The sequence below is a fragment of the Acinetobacter tianfuensis genome (assembly GCF_003611465.1).
Taxonomy (GTDB): Bacteria; Pseudomonadota; Gammaproteobacteria; order Pseudomonadales; family Moraxellaceae; genus Acinetobacter; species Acinetobacter tianfuensis.
In genome coordinates, this window is the sequence record NZ_RAXV01000027.1 from 19,148 (window position 1) to 36,715 (window position 17,568).

The following is a 17,568-nucleotide window of genomic DNA, read 5'->3' on the forward strand; positions in this document are numbered from 1 at the left end:
AGAGGCGAATGCCGCATCAACAGACTGGCATCGGCAAAGCACAAATTTTGACCGAAGCTTTGCCGTATATTCAACGTTTTTCAGGCAAAACGCTGGTTGTGAAGTATGGCGGCAACGCGATGACTGATCCAGAGTTGGAAAGTTCATTTGCGCGCGATATCGTGTTGTTGAAAACAGTTGGCTTAAATCCGATTGTTGTGCATGGCGGCGGTCCGCAAGTTGACTCATTCCTTAAACAGTTAGGCCGTGAGTCTGACCGTATTGACGGCATGCGTGTAACAGATCCTGCAACGATGGAAGTTGTGGAAATGGTACTGGGCGGCAGCGTAAACAAGTCGATTGTGAACCTGATTAATAAACATGGCGGCCGTGCGATTGGTTTGACTGGTAAAGACGGTAACTTGCTTCGCGCACAAAAACTTTTAATGCAGAAAACTGCTGAAGACGGTTCAATTCAAGAAATTGATCTTGGTTTAGTGGGTGAAGTTGTTGGTGTTAAAACTGATGTGCTTGAAATGTTTACGCAAGGTGATTTCATTCCAGTGATTGCGCCGCTTGGTGTAGATGAAGAAGGCAATACCTATAACATCAATGCAGACTTAGTTGCAGGCAAGGTTGCAGAAGCGTTAGGTGCTGAGAAGCTGATTTTACTGACGAACATTAGCGGTGTATTGGATGAAAATAAAAACTTGCTGACGGGCTTAAGCACGCAGGAAGTAGATCGTCTGATTGAAACTGGTGTGATTTATGGCGGTATGATTCCAAAAGTCGGCTGTGCATTAGATGCCGTAAAAGGCGGTGTAGTGAGCGCGCATATTGTGGATGGCCGCGTACCGCATGCAACTTTACTCGAGATCTTCACAGATCATGGCGTGGGTACTTTAATTACCAACCGTCAGCCAGCGAAAAAAGCATAATGCTGCGTTTTAAAACTTTATTTTAAGTGTTCAAAGAAAAGCTCCATTACATGGGGCTTTTTTTATGGACTGAACTTTTACAGCAAGTTTTATTGCCGTCATGAAAATGTCATTGGGAGTGCCTAATGTAGATCAAAAAGCATGAAGGAAATACTTGATGTTGGATAAGCTGAACCAGTACCGCCAAAGCTTTATTTTCCCTTTTCAAAAGAAAAATTCAAAAAACGCTGCATATAAATTTGAATGGGTCAGTGATCTGAACGGATTGCGTGAAATACAGCAATTTCGCGCCGCGCAATTTTCCAAACAATTTGGCATACGTTTTGATCAAAATTTGGATCAGGACTTTTATGATTTTAACTGTGAACATGCTGTGCTGCGGGATAAATGGACACGGGAAATTGCAGCATATACCCGTATTAAACTGCTGCAAGGCCATGAGCTGAAAGAAAAAAGCTACAGTCAGCAGGAGTTTAATATCTCTGAGCCACTGGGGCATCTGGAAAATATCGTTGAGATTGGCCGTACTTGCGTACACCCCAAGTACCGCTCTGGTAAAGCGCTTTCTATTTTATGGCTGCATTTGATGTCCAAAGTGCTTTGGGAAATGAAAGCCAAACATGTGATCGGCTGTGTCAGTATCCGTATGCAGGGCAACGAAGCGCGGGCATATCATACACATCAGCTTGTGCAGCGTTTGCATGAACAAAGCAATACGGTTCAGGCGCATCAAGCATTTACACCGCCGTACCCGGCTTATAGCTTTTCGCAGGATGAACGCATGCCTAAGCTGTTTGATATCTATTTAAAAATGCAGGCCACGCTTTCGCGTGAGGCATATTATGATGAAGCTTTTAATTGTTTGGATTATTTTGTTCATCTGGAAGTGAGTCAAATGGCTAAAAATTTCATTCTGCAAAAGAAAATTATGCAGAATTCTTAATATTTTATAAAGATCGTATTCTTTGCTGTTTGTAATAGCCAGATGACTGATGCAAAATAGTTTCATCATTGACCTTATTATGATGATGAAGATTATGTGCCAGCTCTTAGGTATGAATTGTGCGACGCCAACGGATATTACTTTTTCGTTCCGCGGGTTTTCGCAGCGGGCAGGCATTACCTCCGATCATTGTGACGGTTTTGGCATTGCATTTTTTGAAGACAAAGCTTGCCGCTTATTTGTAGATAATCAATCTGCCGTAGAGTCTCCAATTGCAGAATTGGTTCGCAATTATCCGATTAAATCACGCAATGTTATTGCGCATATCCGTAAAGCCACGCAGGGCAAAATCAATTTAGAAAACTCACATCCTTTTAGCCGCGAGCTCTGGGGCCGTCAGTGGATTTTTGCGCATAATGGTGATTTGCATGGATTTGCGCCAGAGCTGGTTGGCCGCTTTACTCCAGTAGGCAATACAGACAGTGAATTGGCTTTTTGTTATTTGCTGGAACAGCTGGTAAAACGATTCGGCTATGAAGAGCCGAGTCTAGATCAGGTTTTTGATTTATTAATTGAGATTTCGCCTCAAATTGCTGAACATGGCACGTTCAATTTTTGTTTATCCAACGGTCAAGCGCTATTCAGCTATGCGATTACTAAACTGCATTGGCTGGTGCGTGAGTATCCTTTTCAGCCGGCGCAGCTGATTGATTTAGATGTTGAAGTGGATTTCAGTGAAGTGACGACGCCAGAAGACCGCGTGGCAGTTATTACAACTGAACCGCTGACGCAGAATGAAGTCTGGACTGCATTTCAGCCGGGCGAAATGATTTTATTTCAGCATGGCCGTCCAATCCGCCATTCAATGAGCCATGTAGAACGTTTGGACCGTGAACGTCTAGACCCATCATTACGCCGTATTACACAGGCAGATATTTACTGACTGTTGCGGAAGTGTGAAATACTATGCCTATTTACCTGATGATTTGTAGTATTTCACGGTAATTTCATTATTTTAGATAATATTTAAAATGATAGATTGATCATTTAATATCTGACTCTTATGGTCGAGATTCCAATTAATAACAATTAAAAACAAAAGCTTACCTGATTTTGATGTGAAAAAGCCTAAACCCGAGTAATTCACTTCATTTTTATTTAATTTATTTCTCTATATCATTCATTTATGTGATAAGTCCTTAGATTTGATAGGTGGTCGTAATGAAAATGAAATGGGTTCCAGAATACAATACTGGTATCGATGTGATTGACGATCAGCATAAACGCATTCTTGACTATATCAATGAAATTGATGGGGTTAACGCTAATACTGATCGTGAACGTATTAAAGAAGTACTCGATAATATTATTGATTATACACAGTCGCATTTTACATTCGAAGAATCGCTTCAAGAAGAAGCGGGCTATAAATACCGTGTACCGCATAAGCGCGTTCATGATCTATTTATTAAAAAAATTGAAAGCTACCGTGAACGTTTTTTAGCAGGCGATTCAATCGAATCTGAATTGAATGAAGTACTGGCAAAATGGCTGATTAACCATATTCAGCATGATGATGCAGATTATGTCGGTGCAGTAAAAGAAAACATGATGGGCATCATTAAAGAGAAAGAACAGAAAAAAGGGAAGAACTGGTTCGCTCGTTTCTTCTCATAATAAAGATGAACGAGATAACAAGAATTAAAATTTAATAAAACTTCGCGCAGCAAATCATCGAAAGATGGTTTGCTTTTTGTTTTTGATTTTCCATGAAGAGCAGGGCAAAATAGCGCTAGAATTTTTTAAGGACCGCATCATGCAGGATCATGCTATGTCAAAATGGTTATCGCCTCTGATGGCTTTTTGCTTATCTTTTATTATTATTGCAGCACTTGCGCCGATAACAGGGATTCAAATTGACCGTCAGCTAGACTTTTGGCTGCTTTGGTTAGCGACTATGCTGATTTTGGCATTGCCGCTTTGCTATTTAGAAATTGCGCTGGCAAAGCGTTCTAAGACCACTGCTTTACAGGCATTATCCAGTTTGACGCGTGATGCAGATGCTTCTGCAAAGTGGCGTGCAGCAGGCTGGTTAGGCGCAGTATTTATTCCATTTCTTGCAGGCGGCATGCTGTCGCAATCAAGCTTGACGTTATCTCAATTTGCATTGCAAGACATTGCGCCAAATATTGTTGCGGCAGTATTGATTATTGCAGCAATTGCGCTTTCATTTGTGCCGCGTCAGATTACGGTATTGCTGACAGCAGCCGGTGTTTTGGCATCTTTGGTGTTGGCTAATGTTATGGGCGCACAGCTGCCAGCTTGGCAGGTCACACCTGTTGAATTTAGTGAATGGGGCAGTGCAACGGTCTTAGCATTGGTTGCCAGCGGTCTAGGTCTTGGCTTGTATTGGCAGAGCAGTTTAGTTGCCGTCAGTCAGCAAAATGCGGCGACATCAACGGTATTGCCCATTTGGATAGCGCAGCTATTGGCTGTGATTGCGTTTGGTTTCTTTGCCATTCAAGCGGCTGTTCCTGCTTATGCAATTGTATTTGCCGCGGTCATGGCGGCAGGCATGCTGCTGAATATGGCGCGTGAACAGCTGCAGCAGCGTCAGCTGGCTGTTATCGTGCAATGGGCAGTTTTAGTGATTCCAGCTGTACTTTGGGTTGTACCTGGCATTCATACCGTATTAAATTCGGTACTTATGTTATGGGGACTGGTGATTTGTCTGGTATATGCATTATTTGCAGGCTGGATTATGAAAATCAGCCATTTGCGTAAATCAATGAATTTCAGCAATGAAGTGTCGTATAACCTTTGGCGTATCGCGGTACGTATTGTGCTGCCGCTGTCTATTCTGCTTGCGATAGCAGCGGTCATTGGAAAACTGTTCTAATGGCTATACAGCAAGTTTGGGTCGCTTATGCGGCTCCTGAGCAGCAATTTCATATTGCAGTGCCATTTCAGGAAGGCATGACGGCATTAGATGCTATAGAACATAGCGGCATCCGCCAGCAGGCTGATCTGCCTGAGCCGCTGCAGCTGGGTATCTTTGGCATACGTTTGCCAGATGCTGAACAGGTGCTGCAAGCGGGTGACCGTGTGGAAATTTATCGCGCATTAACGATTAATCCAAAAGACATACGGCGAAATAGGGCGGCGAAGAATCCTGTAAGCCGTTATTGCCGCGGGAATCGCTTTAAACAATTGCAGTCATAAAAAAAACCCCTCAGTGAGGGGTTTCTTTTTATTTTAAACTGACTATAGTGGCGGTGCAGTAAGAATGGCTTCTTTCGAACCCGGCAGGCCAGGTTGAGATTCAGGAATCGTTTCTAGACCTTCAACCTTTTCTACAATGCCGTTTTGTGAGAAGTACACTTTCAGGTGCTGGCCATGCGCTGCCGGAATCTTTGCTTTTTTAGCATAGGTTCCTGGGGTATACTGGTAGATATAGTCCCAGCGTAAAGGATTCATTGGATCTGTAACTGTTGGGCTGCCAAGTAAAAAACGCACTTGTTGGAAAGTCATGCCAACTTGGATTTTTGAAGCTTGTGCTTGAGTTAGAGGCGTTCCTTGAGGAATATCAACTTTATAAACGCCCAAGGTTGAACAGCCTACGAGCAATGAAGTGACGAACAACGTCAGCATGATTTTTTGCATTTTGCTACACTATCCCAAATTAATTATGATGCATTTGATCCAAGGATAGATCATACTGCATCTAAAGTTTGTTGCATATTCCAACTTTAATTTTGTTGAGAGACCTTTTTTCATGCCTATATCAAACCAAGATTTGCGCAAAGCTGGACTAAAAGTTACGCTTCCACGTATTAAAATATTGGAATTATTGGAAAATTCAAAGCAACATCATTTAAGTGCGGAAGACATTTATAAAACTTTACTTGAACAAGGTGAAGATGTTGGTTTAGCAACTGTGTATCGTGTGTTAACACAGTTTGAAGCAGCAGGAATTATCCAGCGCCACCATTTTGAAAATAATCATTCTGTATTTGAGATTATGCAGGAAGATCATCATGATCATATTGTATGTCAAAACTGCAACAAAGTAGTTGAATTTACAAATGACGTGATTGAGCATGAACAGCACGAAGTTGCGAAGAAATTCGGTTTCGAGCTGACTGGCCACTCATTAAACTTATATGGCTACTGTGATGCGCCTGAATGTCAGGACGCTTACCGTAAAAAGTAAGTTTTGCGCTGATGCCGAAAACATATAAAAAGGGAGTTCTAATGAACTCCCTTTTTATATGTGAAAAAATGCAGAAATAAAAAACCGAGTTAAAGATTAAACTCGGTTTTTCTGCTTGATGGCTGCAGTTTAAACTTGGCCGTCAAAGGTAATGTTTTTACTGGCATTCATTAAGCGGTCACCGCCTTCTTCTGACAATTTGATTTGCAGACGCAAGTCGTTTGGTGAGTCAGCATGTTTTAAGGCATCTTTATAGGTAATCTGCTTCGCTTTGTACAAGTCAAACAGCGCTTGGTCAAAGGTCTGCATGCCCAGTTCACGTGAACGCTTCATTAAGTCTTTAATTTCATGCACATCACCTTTACGGATCATGTCAGAAATTAACGGCGAGTTAATGAGGATCTCAATTGCAGCGCGGCGTGAGTTGCCGTCTACCGTTGGAATCAGCTGCTGCGCAACAATCGCTTTTAAGTTAAGTGACAAGTCCATGAACAGCTGGCTATGACGGTCAGCTTCAAAGAAGTGAATAATACGGTCTAAAGCTTGGTTGGCGTTGTTGGCATGCAGGGTTGCAAAAACCAAGTGGCCCGTTTCGGCAAAGGCAATCGCATAATCCATGGTTTCACGCGAACGGATTTCACCAATCAGGATGACATCAGGCGCTTGACGCAGGGTATTTTTCAGCGCAATTTCAAATGAATCTGTATCAATGCCAACCTCACGCTGGGTGATAATACAGCCTTGGTGCTCGTGTACAAATTCAATCGGGTCTTCAATGGTAATGATATGGCCTTTTGAATTTTGATTGCGGTAACCCACGAGAGATGCAAGCGACGTTGATTTACCTGTACCCGTTGCGCCGACAAAGATAATAATGCCGCGCTTGGTCATTGCCAGCTCTTTAAGAATTGGCGGCAGCTTGAGATCTTCCATGGTTGGAATGATGGTTTCAATGCGGCGCAGCACCATGCCGGGCTCATCACGCTGCTGGAATGCGCTGACACGGAAACGGGCCGATTTAGATGGATTGCTGATGGCAAAGTTGCATTCGCGTGTCTCTGCAAATTCTTTGCGCTGTTTATCCGTCATGATTGCATTTAATAGCTGGCCAACGGTTGATCCTGGCAGTTTAGTCGAACCGATAGGTACAATCTGGCCGTTAATTTTCATGGACGGCTCGACATCGGCAGTAATGAAAAGGTCTGATGCCTTTTTTTCCACCATAAAGTCGAGTAAGCCGTTAAAATCCATAAAATGTCCCCAAAATAATTAAAGCTGATTTTTATAAGAAAGATTCTGGCTGTTTTGCTGCTGTACGTGCAGTCTGCGGACTGATAATGCCTTTAGAAACCAGTGTTTTTAAGCTTTGATCCAGTGTGGTCATACCGTAGTTAGCACCGGTTTGAATTGCAGAATACATTTGTGCAACTTTGTTTTCACGGATTAAGTTACGGATGGCTGGAATACCGATCATGATTTCATGCGCTGCTACACGTCCGCCGCCATTTTTCTTCAGCAGGGTTTGTGAAATCACGGCTTGCAATGATTCAGACAGCATGGCGCGAACCATGTCTTTTTCTTCAGCAGGGAATACGTCAATGACACGGTCAATGGTTTTAGCCGCAGAAGTGGTATGCAGTGTGCCGAACACCAAGTGACCCGTTTCCGCAGCGGTTAATGCCAAACGGATGGTTTCAAGGTCACGCATCTCGCCGACCAAGATAATGTCAGGGTCTTCACGCAGCGCCGAGCGGAGCGCTTCGTTAAAGCCGTGTGTATCGCGGTGGACTTCACGCTGGTTAATCAGGCATTTTTTAGACTGATGTACAAATTCGATCGGATCTTCGACCGTTAAAATATGGTCATAACGGTTGTCATTGATGTAATCCATCATGGCAGCCAGCGTGGTTGATTTACCAGAACCTGTTGGGCCAGTGACCAGTACGATGCCGCGAGGGTATTCGCAAATTTCTTTAAAGATTTGGCCCATGCCCAAGTCTTCCATAGAAAGCACTTTAGAGGGAATGGTACGGAATACAGCGCCGGCACCGCGGTTTTGGTTGAATGCGTTGACACGGAAGCGGGCGACGCCAGGCACTTCAAATGAAAAGTCCGTTTCAAGTTTTTCTTCAAAATCACGGCGCTGTTTATCATTCATAATGTCATACACCAGTTTGTGTACTTCTTTATGTTCAAGCGCTGGCAGGTTAATGCGGCGGACTTCGCCGTCAACACGGATTAGAGGCGGCATGCCAGCCGATAAGTGTAAATCTGAAGCGCCATTTTTTGCAGAAAAGGCAAGTAATTCTGTGATATCCATAAAATCCCCGAGTGCGTCTAAATCTTAATTATTTTGATAGAATAATAAGGCTTTCCCTCAGCTTAACCAACTGTTAGTTAAAGGGCAAAGAAAAAAAAGATGAATGAAATGAGAACCTCGTCAATGAATACACTTCAACAAGCCCGCGCACAGGTATTGCAGCAAATTCAGCAGGCAAGTACAGCAGCTGGCCGTACGGCTGAATCCGTGCAATTACTGGCGGTATCCAAGACGCATCCCAGTGAAATGCTGCGTGAAATGTATGCTGCAGGTCAGCGTGCCTTTGGCGAAAATTATTTGCAGGAATCTTTAGATAAAATAGAAGCACTCAAAGATTTAGAGATTGAATGGCATTTTATTGGCCATGTACAGCGTAATAAAACCAAGCATTTGGCTTCAAGCTTTGCTTGGGTGCATGGGGTAGACCGTTTAATTATTGCAGAGCGTTTATCGAGTCAGCGGGAAGAAACTCAAGCGCCATTAAATATTTGCCTGCAGGTCAATATTGATGCGCAAGATACCAAAGATGGCTGCCAGCCCAATGAGGTTGCAGATTTGGTCGCACAAATTTCTGCATTGCCAAATCTTCGGCTGCGCGGACTTATGGTGATCCCTGCGCCAAATCATCCGCAAGCCTTTACAGATGCGAAAACATTGTTTGAGCAAGTCAAAGAGCTGCATGCAAAACCTGAAGACTGGGATACCTTAAGTATGGGCATGTCCAGTGACATGACGGATGCGATCGCGGCTGGTTCTACTATGGTGCGCGTTGGTACGGCATTATTTGGTGCGCGTGATTATTCAAAATAAGGCAGCAAGTCCAGCCAGCCTTTGAAAAATGAGACTTAAAAGTGCAAGCACAGCAGATCAATTTTAACAATGCATGAAACCTTAGGGTTCAAAGTGAGCTTTAAAATTTGAACTTTACATGAAAGTTGAGTACAAAATAATCAAGATGTTTTTGATATTAAAGTAATTCAACATTTGGACAAATAGGGACGTTCATGACTGCATATTATCAGCTGATTCAGCGTGACATAGACGCGCAAGGCCGTGTCACGGCACATTACCGTTCGACAGATTTAGCTCAGGGCGCATGGAATGCGCATGAGCAGCACATGGCGCCAGCTGCAGGCATCATTTGTGAGGAATTAAATCAATTTTCGCCGCGTGAAGGGATGCGGATTGGGCGCATCAGCCTCGATATCTTAGGTTTAATTCCTGCTGGCGAGTTTCAAATCATCACGCAAGTGATCCGTCCTGGCAAAACGATTGAGCTGATTGAATCTGAAATGCGGGTACAGGGTAAAAGCTGCATTTCGGCACGGACATGGCGAATGATGACGCAAAACTCAGCAGAGATAAGCGGCGTTGAAGATCATCAAGTTTTGGGGCCTGAAAATGCGCCAATTTGGGAAGGTATCTATCAATGGCCAGGCAAGTTTATTCAGTCGATTGAAGCGCGAAGCCATGAACGGCGGGCTGGCAAAGGTATTGTTTGGCTAACGACTGCATATGATATGGTTGAAGGGAAAGCAACAGCAGATTTTGTCCGTCTCATGGGGTTAGTTGACACTGCGAATGGTGTTGTGTCACGGCAAGGGTTCCCCATGAAATGGGGCTTTCCAAACTTAGATTTGCAGATTCATTTGCACCGTGCGCCGGCAGGAAAATGGCTTGGATTGGAAACGGTTCAGCAATATGGAACAGATGGAATTGGATTAAGCAGTGCGATTTTGCATGATTTACAAGGCCCGTTTGGACGCAGTGAACAGATATTAACGCTGCGCCCATTGGCTAAGTAAATTTTAGATGATCAAAGAAGTATAAAAAGCCTGCTTGAAGCAGGCTTTTTATTTAAGATGCGATTTGGATAGTACTTGCGCCAGCGCCCACAGGATTCACCTGTATTTGTACAGGAATGCGCTCATGCATTTCTTGAATATGGGAGATCAGCACCACTTTACGCCCTTGGTTTTGCAGCTGATCCAGCGCATTCATCACCATATGCAGGCTTGATGCATCGAGCGTACCGAAGCCTTCATCAATAAACAGGCTTTCAATTTTTGTTGTACCTGATGCCATGCTGGCAATGGCTAAGGATAAAGCGAGCGCGGTTAAGAACGACTCACCGCCTGAAAGCGAAGAGACAGAGCGGGTTTCACCATCCATATCATGATCGACAATGGCTAGGCTTAAAGAGTTTTCAAGGCGTTTTAAGGTATAGCGCTGAGATAGCATCGCCAATTGCTGATTTGCATATTCGATTAAAATATCGAGGTTATATTGCTGCGCCAAATCACGGAATTTTTTGCCCGTTGCGTCACCCATTAAGCTCGAAATTTTATTCCAACGGTGCTCTTCAGATTGGATCTGTTGAATCTGTTCGGCAAATTGCTGCTGTTTTGCGATGTTGCGCTGATGTACTTCAAGTTTGAGTTTCACCTCATCACGCTGTTCCATCACTTGGGTCATTTGTTCAACCAAGCTTTGTAATTGTGCAAGCAGGGCTTCAAATGTGATTTCAGGCTGCAGTGTTAAGTGCTGCTGTAATTGCTCATCCAATGTTTTTTTGGCAGATTGTGCATCGCTATATGCACGTTCAGCCGCGATAATTTGCTGTTTCAGTTGCAGCTCTTGCTCATGTGTAATTTCACCGAACTGCTGTAACAGGGTGTCATTAAAATCGTTATGCAGTGCTAACCACTGTTGAATACTTTGAGCAGCAGCTTCTTGTTGATTTTGCAATTGTAGTTGCTGGGCTTGATATTTTTGCAGTGCTGCTTGTGCCGTTTCAAAGGCTTGGCGCAGCTGCTCAAAGTGTTGACGGACCATATTAAACTGAGTCTGCAGCTGTTGTCGGTTTTGCTCAAACTGTGATAACCATTCATGCGGTTTTTCAACAGTCACTTGGGTCATGGTAAAAATAGCTTGGATTGCAAGATCGCTATTTTGTTTACCTTCTGCTAAGAGCGCCGCAATTCGTTTTTCAGTTGCTGCAATATTCTCTTGACTGAATTTTGTGCGCTGTATCGCCTGTTCCAGCTGCTGTGTTTTTTGATTCAGTTGCGTGTTTAATTCATTACGCTGTTTTAACGTGTTAAGTCTTTGCTGTAATTGATTATAAATTTGTTCAGCAGCGGTGCTGGTCAACTGCTGCCATGCGAGTTTTTCAGTGTCATTGAATAAAGACAAAATAGGCTGAATATTTTGTTCAGCATGCTGTACATCGGTCAGCTGCTGTGTAGTGTGCTGAATGTCTTGAGACAAAGTATGGCTGTTTTGCTGCGCCTGTTCATGGATTTTTAAATCAGCTTCTGTTTGCTGCAAAGACTGCTGTGTTTGTGCAATATGATGCGTTATAGCCGTTTCAAGCAAGCTTAAATCTGAATTTAAATCGTATGGAATATTCAGTGCATGAAGTGATTGCTCAAGCTGGCTCTGGGCATTGCTCTGTTGCGTGCTGATAGCGGTGAGTTGCTGTGCATTGGTTTCAAATGCAGTGGACTGCTGTGTGCATTTTTTTTGCAGTTGCTGCCACACATCAAAGGCTGCTTTTTCTTGCGCTAGCGCTTGCTGTTCCTGTTGTTCGTGCAGCTTTAAAAGTTCATGGGAAAGCACATCTTGGTTATGTGTATATGGGTGTTCGGTGCTGCCGCAGACCAAACATGCTTCACCCGCAACCAGATTAGCTCTGAGCTGTTCGATATTTTCTGCATGCAGTAATCGCTGCTGCTGCAATACAGTTTGCAAACTCTCTCGAGCCGCTTTTTGTGCATGAAACTCAGTTTCAGCTGTGCTGAGTTGCTGCTGATGCTGAGCGAGATCACTTTGCAGTTGGTGCTGGTCTTGCAACTTTTGTTGATGTTCAACATAAATAGCATGGTAACGCAGCCAATGACTCTTGGTCACATCCAACTGATTGAGACGATGTAATAAGTCTTCACGCGCTGTGCGCAAGCCTGTAATTTTAGCGTTAAGCGCTTGGTCTTGCCCAAATTGCTGAATGAGCTGTTCGAGCTGCTGCTGCTTTTGAGCGACTTGCTGCGTGGCTTGAGCGACATCACCATATTGCTGCTCAAATTGCACATAACTTTGAATAAAGCGCTGTAATGGGCTGAGATGTGCAGATAGTGCTTCATCTAAAACTTGGAAATGTGCTGTTTGCAGCAGTAGGGTATTTTGCTGTGCTAAATTTTGTTCTAACTGCTGCTGTACTTGTAGTAATTGCTGTTCGGATTCAAGCAGCGGGGCATGCTGATCTTGCAGTCTTTTGAGTTCATCTTTCACAGCAATGAGCTGATCGCCTAGCACTCGGCGGTCGGCAATCCGCGCACGTACTAAATCAATTTGATCTTGATGATCCACTTCAAATTGATGCTGCTGTTTTTGCTGCAGATCAATTTGTTCAAATTGCGATTTTTCATGATTAAACTGAATTTCAATAGCGATGAATTGCTGCTGTGCTTGAGCCAATTGAGGCTGCAGCGCCACCATTTCAGTATTTAAATTCTTGCGTTGAATGATGCTTGGACGGATTGAGGCGAATTTTTCCAGTTGCTGCAATTGCAGCTTCTGCGGCTGCAGAGCATCCAGTTGCTGCTGCTGAACAGCCAAATATTGCTCACGCTGCTGAATATCCGCAATCAGTTTGTCTTTGTGTTGAAACCATTGCTGCTGTTTGAGCAATAGCTGCTTTTCACTGTCAAGTTTTTGGTAAGTATCAGCATGACTTTGAAATTGCGCCGTGTATAAGGCCAGATCCTCATCCGATAAAATCTCAATATGCCCTAAAACATTTTCCAGCTCTTTACGCTGATTGGCAATTTGCTTGGTTTTTTCAAAGGCCAATTGACCAATTTTCCCAAAAATACTGGAATTGGTCAGATATTCCAACAGCTCGCCGCGCTCGTTATCACGCGCTTTTAAAAAAGCGGTCACTTCTGACTGAGCCAATAAAACGGCACGGGTGAACTGCTCAAAACTGAGCTGAGTAATGCGTAAAATTTGGCTCTCAACCGCTTTAGTTTTATCAGCAACGACACTGCCATCCGTTAAGCATTTTAGTGAACGCTGTACACTTTGCAATTTGCCATTTGGGTTTTCACGGGCACGTTTAATTTCCCAACGCGCAGCATAGATTTTTTGGTCTTGAGCAATAAAGCTGAGCTCGGCAAAGCCTTGGCCTGTACCGCGGCGCAATACGGTTTGCGGTGAGTTGGTTGGCAGCTCTGAACCATCGACATCGATCAGTTTACCATCGCTGTCTTTTAAACGCGGCACACGGTTAAACAGTGCCAAACACATGGCATCTAAAATGGTCGATTTACCAGCACCAGTTTTGCCGATGATCGCCACTAAACCTGCACTGGCTAAAGGTTCAGATTCAAAATCAATAAAATGCTCACCCGCTAAAGATGCTAAGTTTTTAATGCGTATAGATAAAATTTTCATGGCAATTCCTTAAGCGTTCGCATCATCTTCAAGTGATTTTTGTGCTTCATCGACCAAACTTAAAAAATCTTTCATTACGGTGTCATCCGCACCGTAGCCTTGTTTTTCCCAAAGATTTTGAAATAATTTTTCAGGCGTGGGCGGATCAAGGTTAATTGCGGCTTGCCGCTGATTATTTTGATCTGAATTTAAATAACGGCGGCTGATGCGCACCAAACGATAACGGTTCGGGGCTAAAGCTTCTTCAAACTGCTGTCTTAAATTAGGTGCTGGCGGAGTGTCGGTATGATATTCAATTTCGACATATTCACGCTGATCAATATCTTCAATTTCACCGCTCGCCAAAGCAGATAGTTGTGCCAAAACTTCTGGAATTGTGCCTTTGATTCGATGCAATTGCACACTGCGCGGAATCGCTAAGGACTCCATTTGAAAGCGTGATTCATCTGTTTGAGTCGGGTCAATACTGATCTCAAGCACTTGGTGTTTATAATTAATTTCACTAAACGACAGGGGAATCGGTGAGCCGCTATAACGGATATGGGTCTGTCCGACCTTCTGCGGTTTATGCAAATGCCCGAGTGCCACATAGTCAATCACATCATCAAATAGTGCAGTCGAAAGCGCTTCTTCATTGCCAATAATAATCGGGCGTTCTGAGTCCGACGTTTCACCGCCTTGCATGTGTGCATGGGACATTAAAATTAAGGCTTGATCTGCGCTTTTACGTGCTTTGGCTTCCGCAATTAATTGCTGATGCACATAGGCAATGGCGTTTTGGCTATTGGTCGTTTCATCATTTAAACCGGTGATCTCGGCAGCCCGTAAAAAAGGCAGAGTCAGACACCATGCCACTATATTTTTTTGTTCATCATAAATAGGCATGAGCAGGCGGTCTAAATCGAGCTGACCTTTGTTATTTTTATGTACCACACCTACAGCTTTGGCATGGTATTTTTCTAATAATGGCTCAACTTGTTCAATACGGTAACCTGAGTCATGGTTGCCTGCGATCATCAGGGTTTGCATATGCGGAGCACGCTCATGTGCATCAGCTAAAAACTGATACAGCTGTTTTTGCGCTCTGGAAGCTGGGTTGATGACATCAAAAATATCGCCTGCAATAAGCAGGGCATGCGGCTGCTTTTGTTCTATTTGTTCGAGTAACCAATGAAGAAACTGTTCGTGTTCGTAGTCACGCGAGTGGTTATAGAAAAATTGTCCTAAATGCCAATCTGAAGTATGAAAAAAACGAACAGTCATGCAAGCCCTAAAATCAAAAGATTTGATTGGGCTCTAAAGTATCACAAAAGTTCAATATTCTGCTGGCTGTTCACTAACTATGCATAAAACAAAGCCGTGAATGACATGATCCAATGAATAGAGGCATTGATGCATTTTATTGCGCTTGTTCGTCAACTTGCACAAGGCCAAAAGTATTATGGTCAGGATCTAAGAAATAGCCTTGCCAGCATTTCCCTGAGATGGCGAATTTTTCCATAGCCACTTGACCGCCGTTCGCTAAAATTTTAGCCGCTGTTTCATCAAAGTTTTCAACTTCAATGGAACACGTAAAAGCGTTGGTGCCGCAGTGGACAGGCGGTATTTGAGCCGGGCGCTCGAGTAAACCGCCATTGATGCCGGATGTTTGAATTTGAAAATACTGAATAGGCAGCCCTTCAGCAAGGGTAAACGTCCAGCCAAAAACAGTTGAATAAAATTGAACATCGCGTGCTGGATCAGAGCTTTGGATTTCAAAATAAATGACAGCGTTCATGAGGAAGAGCTCCTGCTGAAGGATGAAACTAGATTGATCTTAGCGTGATTTTTTTCAGACGTAAGGCTGTTTTCTGTAAAGGCTGTGATTCTATTTAGATTTTAAATTATGAGATTTGGGTCATGCGGCAGTAGGAAAGAAGAGAAAAGTTAAATACCGCAGAAAATAAAAGACCGGCGATTCGAGTGATGGTGAAATCGCCGGTCAAAAAAATGATTTCAGGTATTGGGTTCGGCTGCTATTCAAACGCACAAACCTGAAATGAAGCTTATTGCTTTAAGTGAAAAGGTCACCGAAACATTGTGGATGCCAGTACAAATCATCGGTTGCTACAGACCTTGTACCCTATATAACGCTGCGAGCTTCAGAAAGGTTGACAATAAAATGAAAAAAAACTTAATTTTTTTTATACTGAATTGAATTTATTGCTTTGGTCATCACTCAGATGTCACTAACTCGTTATTTTGTCACATTTTTTATTATTTGCTTAGTATTAAGCTGGATTTGCGGTGTGCTGGCAGCATTGCTGCCGATGGGTGTGGGCGGTATTTTGACAGCAGTGCCTTATATTGCGGCCATGATTTGGGTGCTCTTTATTTTTTTAAAACGCACTCAGCGGGCGCCGACGCAGCAGGAACGTAAAAAAATGACTTTGGGTTTTACCTTCATCTTTTGGCTGTATAACATTGCTTTTCAGCTGTTAGGTATTGCATGGTTTGCTAGCAAGGATCCAGAAGTTTGGCAAAATTTTGTACTGTATCTTAAGCAGCCTCAGTTTATGAGTTTGGTGCTGATTATGTGTTTGCTGCTGGCAATTCCATTATATTTATTAACCTTTTGGTTTTATGGCCCGCAAGCTAAGCGTATGGCCTCTAAAATGTTTGGCGCTGAATAAAGCTTGAACTGCAGCGGATCTTATTTTATAGATATTGAAGCCGAGCGAAAAAAGAGATCCAAATATGCATAAAGAGCAGGTGTTAATCACAGGTGCGAGCGGGTTTATTGGTTCAAAGCTTGTTCAATATCTTTTAGAAAAAGATTATGCCGTGATTGGTTTAAGCCGTAAAAAAGATCTAGTGTCACCGCATCCTGATATGCAGTGGGTTTCTCAGTTTGACGAATTAAAAACTGACAAAATCGATTATGTCATTAATTTGGCGGGTGAAAGAATTGGCCAAGGGCGCTGGACGGCTGCGCGTAAACAGCAGCTGATTGATAGCCGTGTGCAAACGACAGAAAATCTATACCGCTATTTGCAGCGCCGCAAGATCATTCCTAAATGCATTATTTCGGGTTCTGCGATTGGTTATTATGGTATTGATGCACAAGAGCATTGGCAGGCGGTTTGTACAGAGCAGAACCCGCCGCAGCAAATTTTCCAGTCCGAATTATGTCAGCGCTGGGAGCAGGCAGCGCTGCAATATACACAACAAAATACCAAAATCATTCGCTTAGGCATTGTATTGTCTGGCAAAGGCGGAATTTTGCCGCAAATGCTGCTGCCGATTCGTATCCGTATGTTTGGCAAAATTGGGCATGGCCGTCAGCCTGTGGTGTGGGTGCATATACAAGATGTGCTGCAGGCAATTGAATTTTTGATGACTAAAAATCCTTCAGGGCAAATTTTTAATTTGACTGCGCCTGAAAAAGTAAACCAAGCAGGATTTGTAAAAGCAGCCGAACAGCAGCTGGGTATAAAAACATGGTTCAGCCTGCCTGCAAGCCTAATGAAACTGGCCATGGGAGAGCAGTCGCAGCTGGTTTTAAATGGTCAATATGTACAGCCGAAGGCTTTGACGGATGCAGGATATCAATTTAAATACAGCACATTAAAGGAGGCTTTTAAGTCTCTGTTCTAATCATGATTTTTTGCAAAAACAGCGTGTAAGGTTCTGCCTGATCACCCCAATCAAAAAGCCTTGCTGTCAAGCAAGGCTTTTTGAT

General features: G+C 43.3%; 17 protein-coding genes. 11 read left to right on the forward strand and 6 right to left on the reverse strand.

The window, feature by feature from the left end:
* Positions 1–8: 8 nt before the first annotated feature.
* From argB to D7V32_RS12120, 6 genes are all read left to right on the forward strand, one after another.
* The gene (gene argB / locus D7V32_RS12090) at positions 9–917 is read left to right on the forward strand and encodes an acetylglutamate kinase (protein ID WP_120403113.1); all 909 of its coding nucleotides are present in this window, start codon (positions 9–11) and stop codon (positions 915–917) included.
* 157 nt (positions 918–1,074) lie between these two features.
* Entirely contained in the window at positions 1,075–1,860 is a 786-nt protein-coding gene (locus D7V32_RS12095) for a GNAT family N-acetyltransferase (RefSeq protein ID WP_120403114.1), read from the forward strand.
* Positions 1,861–1,954: 94 nt separating this feature from the next.
* Entirely contained in the window at positions 1,955–2,803 is an 849-nt protein-coding gene (locus D7V32_RS12100) for a class II glutamine amidotransferase (RefSeq protein WP_120403143.1), read from the forward strand.
* A gap of 278 nt (positions 2,804–3,081) precedes the next feature.
* Positions 3,082–3,537: a bacteriohemerythrin gene (locus D7V32_RS12105; RefSeq protein ID WP_120403115.1), complete on the forward strand. Its 456-nt coding sequence runs from the start codon at positions 3,082–3,084 to the stop codon at positions 3,535–3,537.
* A 139-nt stretch (positions 3,538–3,676) separates the two neighbouring features.
* Positions 3,677–4,759: a hypothetical protein gene (locus D7V32_RS17330; RefSeq protein WP_171407653.1), complete on the forward strand. Its 1,083-nt coding sequence runs from the start codon at positions 3,677–3,679 to the stop codon at positions 4,757–4,759.
* Positions 4,759–5,082, forward strand: a complete 324-nt coding sequence (locus D7V32_RS12120; protein ID WP_120403116.1) for an RnfH family protein — start codon at positions 4,759–4,761, stop codon at positions 5,080–5,082. The genes D7V32_RS17330 and D7V32_RS12120 overlap by 1 nt, the downstream gene beginning before the upstream one ends.
* A gap of 42 nt (positions 5,083–5,124) precedes the next feature.
* Here D7V32_RS12120 and D7V32_RS12125 read toward each other — a convergent pair whose 3' ends face one another.
* The gene (locus tag D7V32_RS12125; RefSeq protein WP_120403117.1) at positions 5,125–5,523 is read right to left on the reverse strand and encodes an outer membrane protein assembly factor BamE; all 399 of its coding nucleotides are present in this window, start codon (positions 5,521–5,523) and stop codon (positions 5,125–5,127) included.
* A 112-nt stretch (positions 5,524–5,635) separates the two neighbouring features.
* Between D7V32_RS12125 and fur the strand changes: the two genes are divergently transcribed.
* A complete protein-coding gene (gene fur / locus D7V32_RS12130; RefSeq protein ID WP_120403118.1) occupies positions 5,636–6,073 on the forward strand; it encodes a ferric iron uptake transcriptional regulator in 438 nt (145 codons plus the stop codon).
* A gap of 129 nt (positions 6,074–6,202) precedes the next feature.
* Here the strand turns inward: fur and D7V32_RS12135 are convergent, their stop codons facing one another.
* Complete coding sequence (locus D7V32_RS12135; RefSeq protein ID WP_120403119.1) at positions 6,203–7,324, reverse strand: PilT/PilU family type 4a pilus ATPase; 1,122 nt, start codon at positions 7,322–7,324, stop codon at positions 6,203–6,205.
* 31 nt (positions 7,325–7,355) lie between these two features.
* Positions 7,356–8,393 carry a type IV pilus twitching motility protein PilT gene (locus D7V32_RS12140; RefSeq protein ID WP_120403120.1) on the reverse strand — a complete coding sequence of 346 codons (1,038 nt, stop codon included), beginning with the start codon at positions 8,391–8,393 and terminating at the stop codon, positions 7,356–7,358.
* Positions 8,394–8,516: 123 nt separating this feature from the next.
* Between D7V32_RS12140 and D7V32_RS12145 the strand changes: the two genes are divergently transcribed.
* Both D7V32_RS12145 and D7V32_RS12150 read left to right on the forward strand, forming a co-directional pair.
* A complete protein-coding gene (locus D7V32_RS12145; RefSeq protein WP_120403121.1) occupies positions 8,517–9,203 on the forward strand; it encodes a YggS family pyridoxal phosphate-dependent enzyme in 687 nt (228 codons plus the stop codon).
* 194 nt (positions 9,204–9,397) lie between these two features.
* Positions 9,398–10,198, forward strand: coding sequence for a thioesterase family protein (locus tag D7V32_RS12150; RefSeq protein ID WP_120403122.1), 801 nt, complete (start codon positions 9,398–9,400; stop codon positions 10,196–10,198).
* 52 nt (positions 10,199–10,250) lie between these two features.
* On the opposite strand, the gene D7V32_RS12155 is transcribed toward D7V32_RS12150, so the two are convergent.
* The 3 genes from D7V32_RS12155 to D7V32_RS12165 all read right to left on the reverse strand — a co-directional run bounded on the left by D7V32_RS12155 (position 10,251) and on the right by D7V32_RS12165 (position 15,624).
* Positions 10,251–13,847, reverse strand: coding sequence for an AAA family ATPase (locus D7V32_RS12155; RefSeq protein WP_120403123.1), 3,597 nt, complete (start codon positions 13,845–13,847; stop codon positions 10,251–10,253).
* Between the two features lie 9 nt (positions 13,848–13,856).
* Positions 13,857–15,110 carry an exonuclease SbcCD subunit D C-terminal domain-containing protein gene (locus D7V32_RS12160; protein WP_120403124.1) on the reverse strand — a complete coding sequence of 418 codons (1,254 nt, stop codon included), beginning with the start codon at positions 15,108–15,110 and terminating at the stop codon, positions 13,857–13,859.
* A 136-nt stretch (positions 15,111–15,246) separates the two neighbouring features.
* Positions 15,247–15,624 (reverse strand): VOC family protein, encoded by a 378-nt coding sequence (locus D7V32_RS12165; RefSeq protein ID WP_120403125.1) that lies wholly within the window; start codon positions 15,622–15,624, stop codon positions 15,247–15,249.
* Between the two features lie 445 nt (positions 15,625–16,069).
* Between D7V32_RS12165 and D7V32_RS12170 the strand changes: the two genes are divergently transcribed.
* Positions 16,070–16,519, forward strand: a complete 450-nt coding sequence (locus tag D7V32_RS12170) for an ABZJ_00895 family protein (protein ID WP_120403126.1) — start codon at positions 16,070–16,072, stop codon at positions 16,517–16,519.
* 64 nt (positions 16,520–16,583) lie between these two features.
* Positions 16,584–17,483, forward strand: a complete 900-nt coding sequence (locus D7V32_RS12175; RefSeq protein WP_120403127.1) for a TIGR01777 family oxidoreductase — start codon at positions 16,584–16,586, stop codon at positions 17,481–17,483.
* Positions 17,484–17,568 lie beyond the last annotated feature (85 nt).

Coding starts and splice junctions, on each gene's coding strand:
- argB (WP_120403113.1), top strand. CDS start 9: ATGCCGCATCAACAGACTGGCATCGGCAAAGCACAAATTTTGACCGAA.
- D7V32_RS12095 (WP_120403114.1), top strand. CDS start 1,075: ATGTTGGATAAGCTGAACCAGTACCGCCAAAGCTTTATTTTCCCTTTT.
- D7V32_RS12100 (WP_120403143.1), top strand. CDS start 1,955: ATGTGCCAGCTCTTAGGTATGAATTGTGCGACGCCAACGGATATTACT.
- D7V32_RS12105 (WP_120403115.1), top strand. CDS start 3,082: ATGAAAATGAAATGGGTTCCAGAATACAATACTGGTATCGATGTGATT.
- D7V32_RS17330 (WP_171407653.1), top strand. CDS start 3,677: ATGCAGGATCATGCTATGTCAAAATGGTTATCGCCTCTGATGGCTTTT.
- D7V32_RS12120 (WP_120403116.1), top strand. CDS start 4,759: ATGGCTATACAGCAAGTTTGGGTCGCTTATGCGGCTCCTGAGCAGCAA.
- D7V32_RS12125 (WP_120403117.1), bottom strand. CDS start 5,523: ATGCAAAAAATCATGCTGACGTTGTTCGTCACTTCATTGCTCGTAGGC.
- fur (WP_120403118.1), top strand. CDS start 5,636: ATGCCTATATCAAACCAAGATTTGCGCAAAGCTGGACTAAAAGTTACG.
- D7V32_RS12135 (WP_120403119.1), bottom strand. CDS start 7,324: ATGGATTTTAACGGCTTACTCGACTTTATGGTGGAAAAAAAGGCATCA.
- D7V32_RS12140 (WP_120403120.1), bottom strand. CDS start 8,393: ATGGATATCACAGAATTACTTGCCTTTTCTGCAAAAAATGGCGCTTCA.
- D7V32_RS12145 (WP_120403121.1), top strand. CDS start 8,517: ATGAATACACTTCAACAAGCCCGCGCACAGGTATTGCAGCAAATTCAG.
- D7V32_RS12150 (WP_120403122.1), top strand. CDS start 9,398: ATGACTGCATATTATCAGCTGATTCAGCGTGACATAGACGCGCAAGGC.
- D7V32_RS12155 (WP_120403123.1), bottom strand. CDS start 13,847: ATGAAAATTTTATCTATACGCATTAAAAACTTAGCATCTTTAGCGGGT.
- D7V32_RS12160 (WP_120403124.1), bottom strand. CDS start 15,110: ATGACTGTTCGTTTTTTTCATACTTCAGATTGGCATTTAGGACAATTT.
- D7V32_RS12165 (WP_120403125.1), bottom strand. CDS start 15,624: ATGAACGCTGTCATTTATTTTGAAATCCAAAGCTCTGATCCAGCACGC.
- D7V32_RS12170 (WP_120403126.1), top strand. CDS start 16,070: ATGTCACTAACTCGTTATTTTGTCACATTTTTTATTATTTGCTTAGTA.
- D7V32_RS12175 (WP_120403127.1), top strand. CDS start 16,584: ATGCATAAAGAGCAGGTGTTAATCACAGGTGCGAGCGGGTTTATTGGT.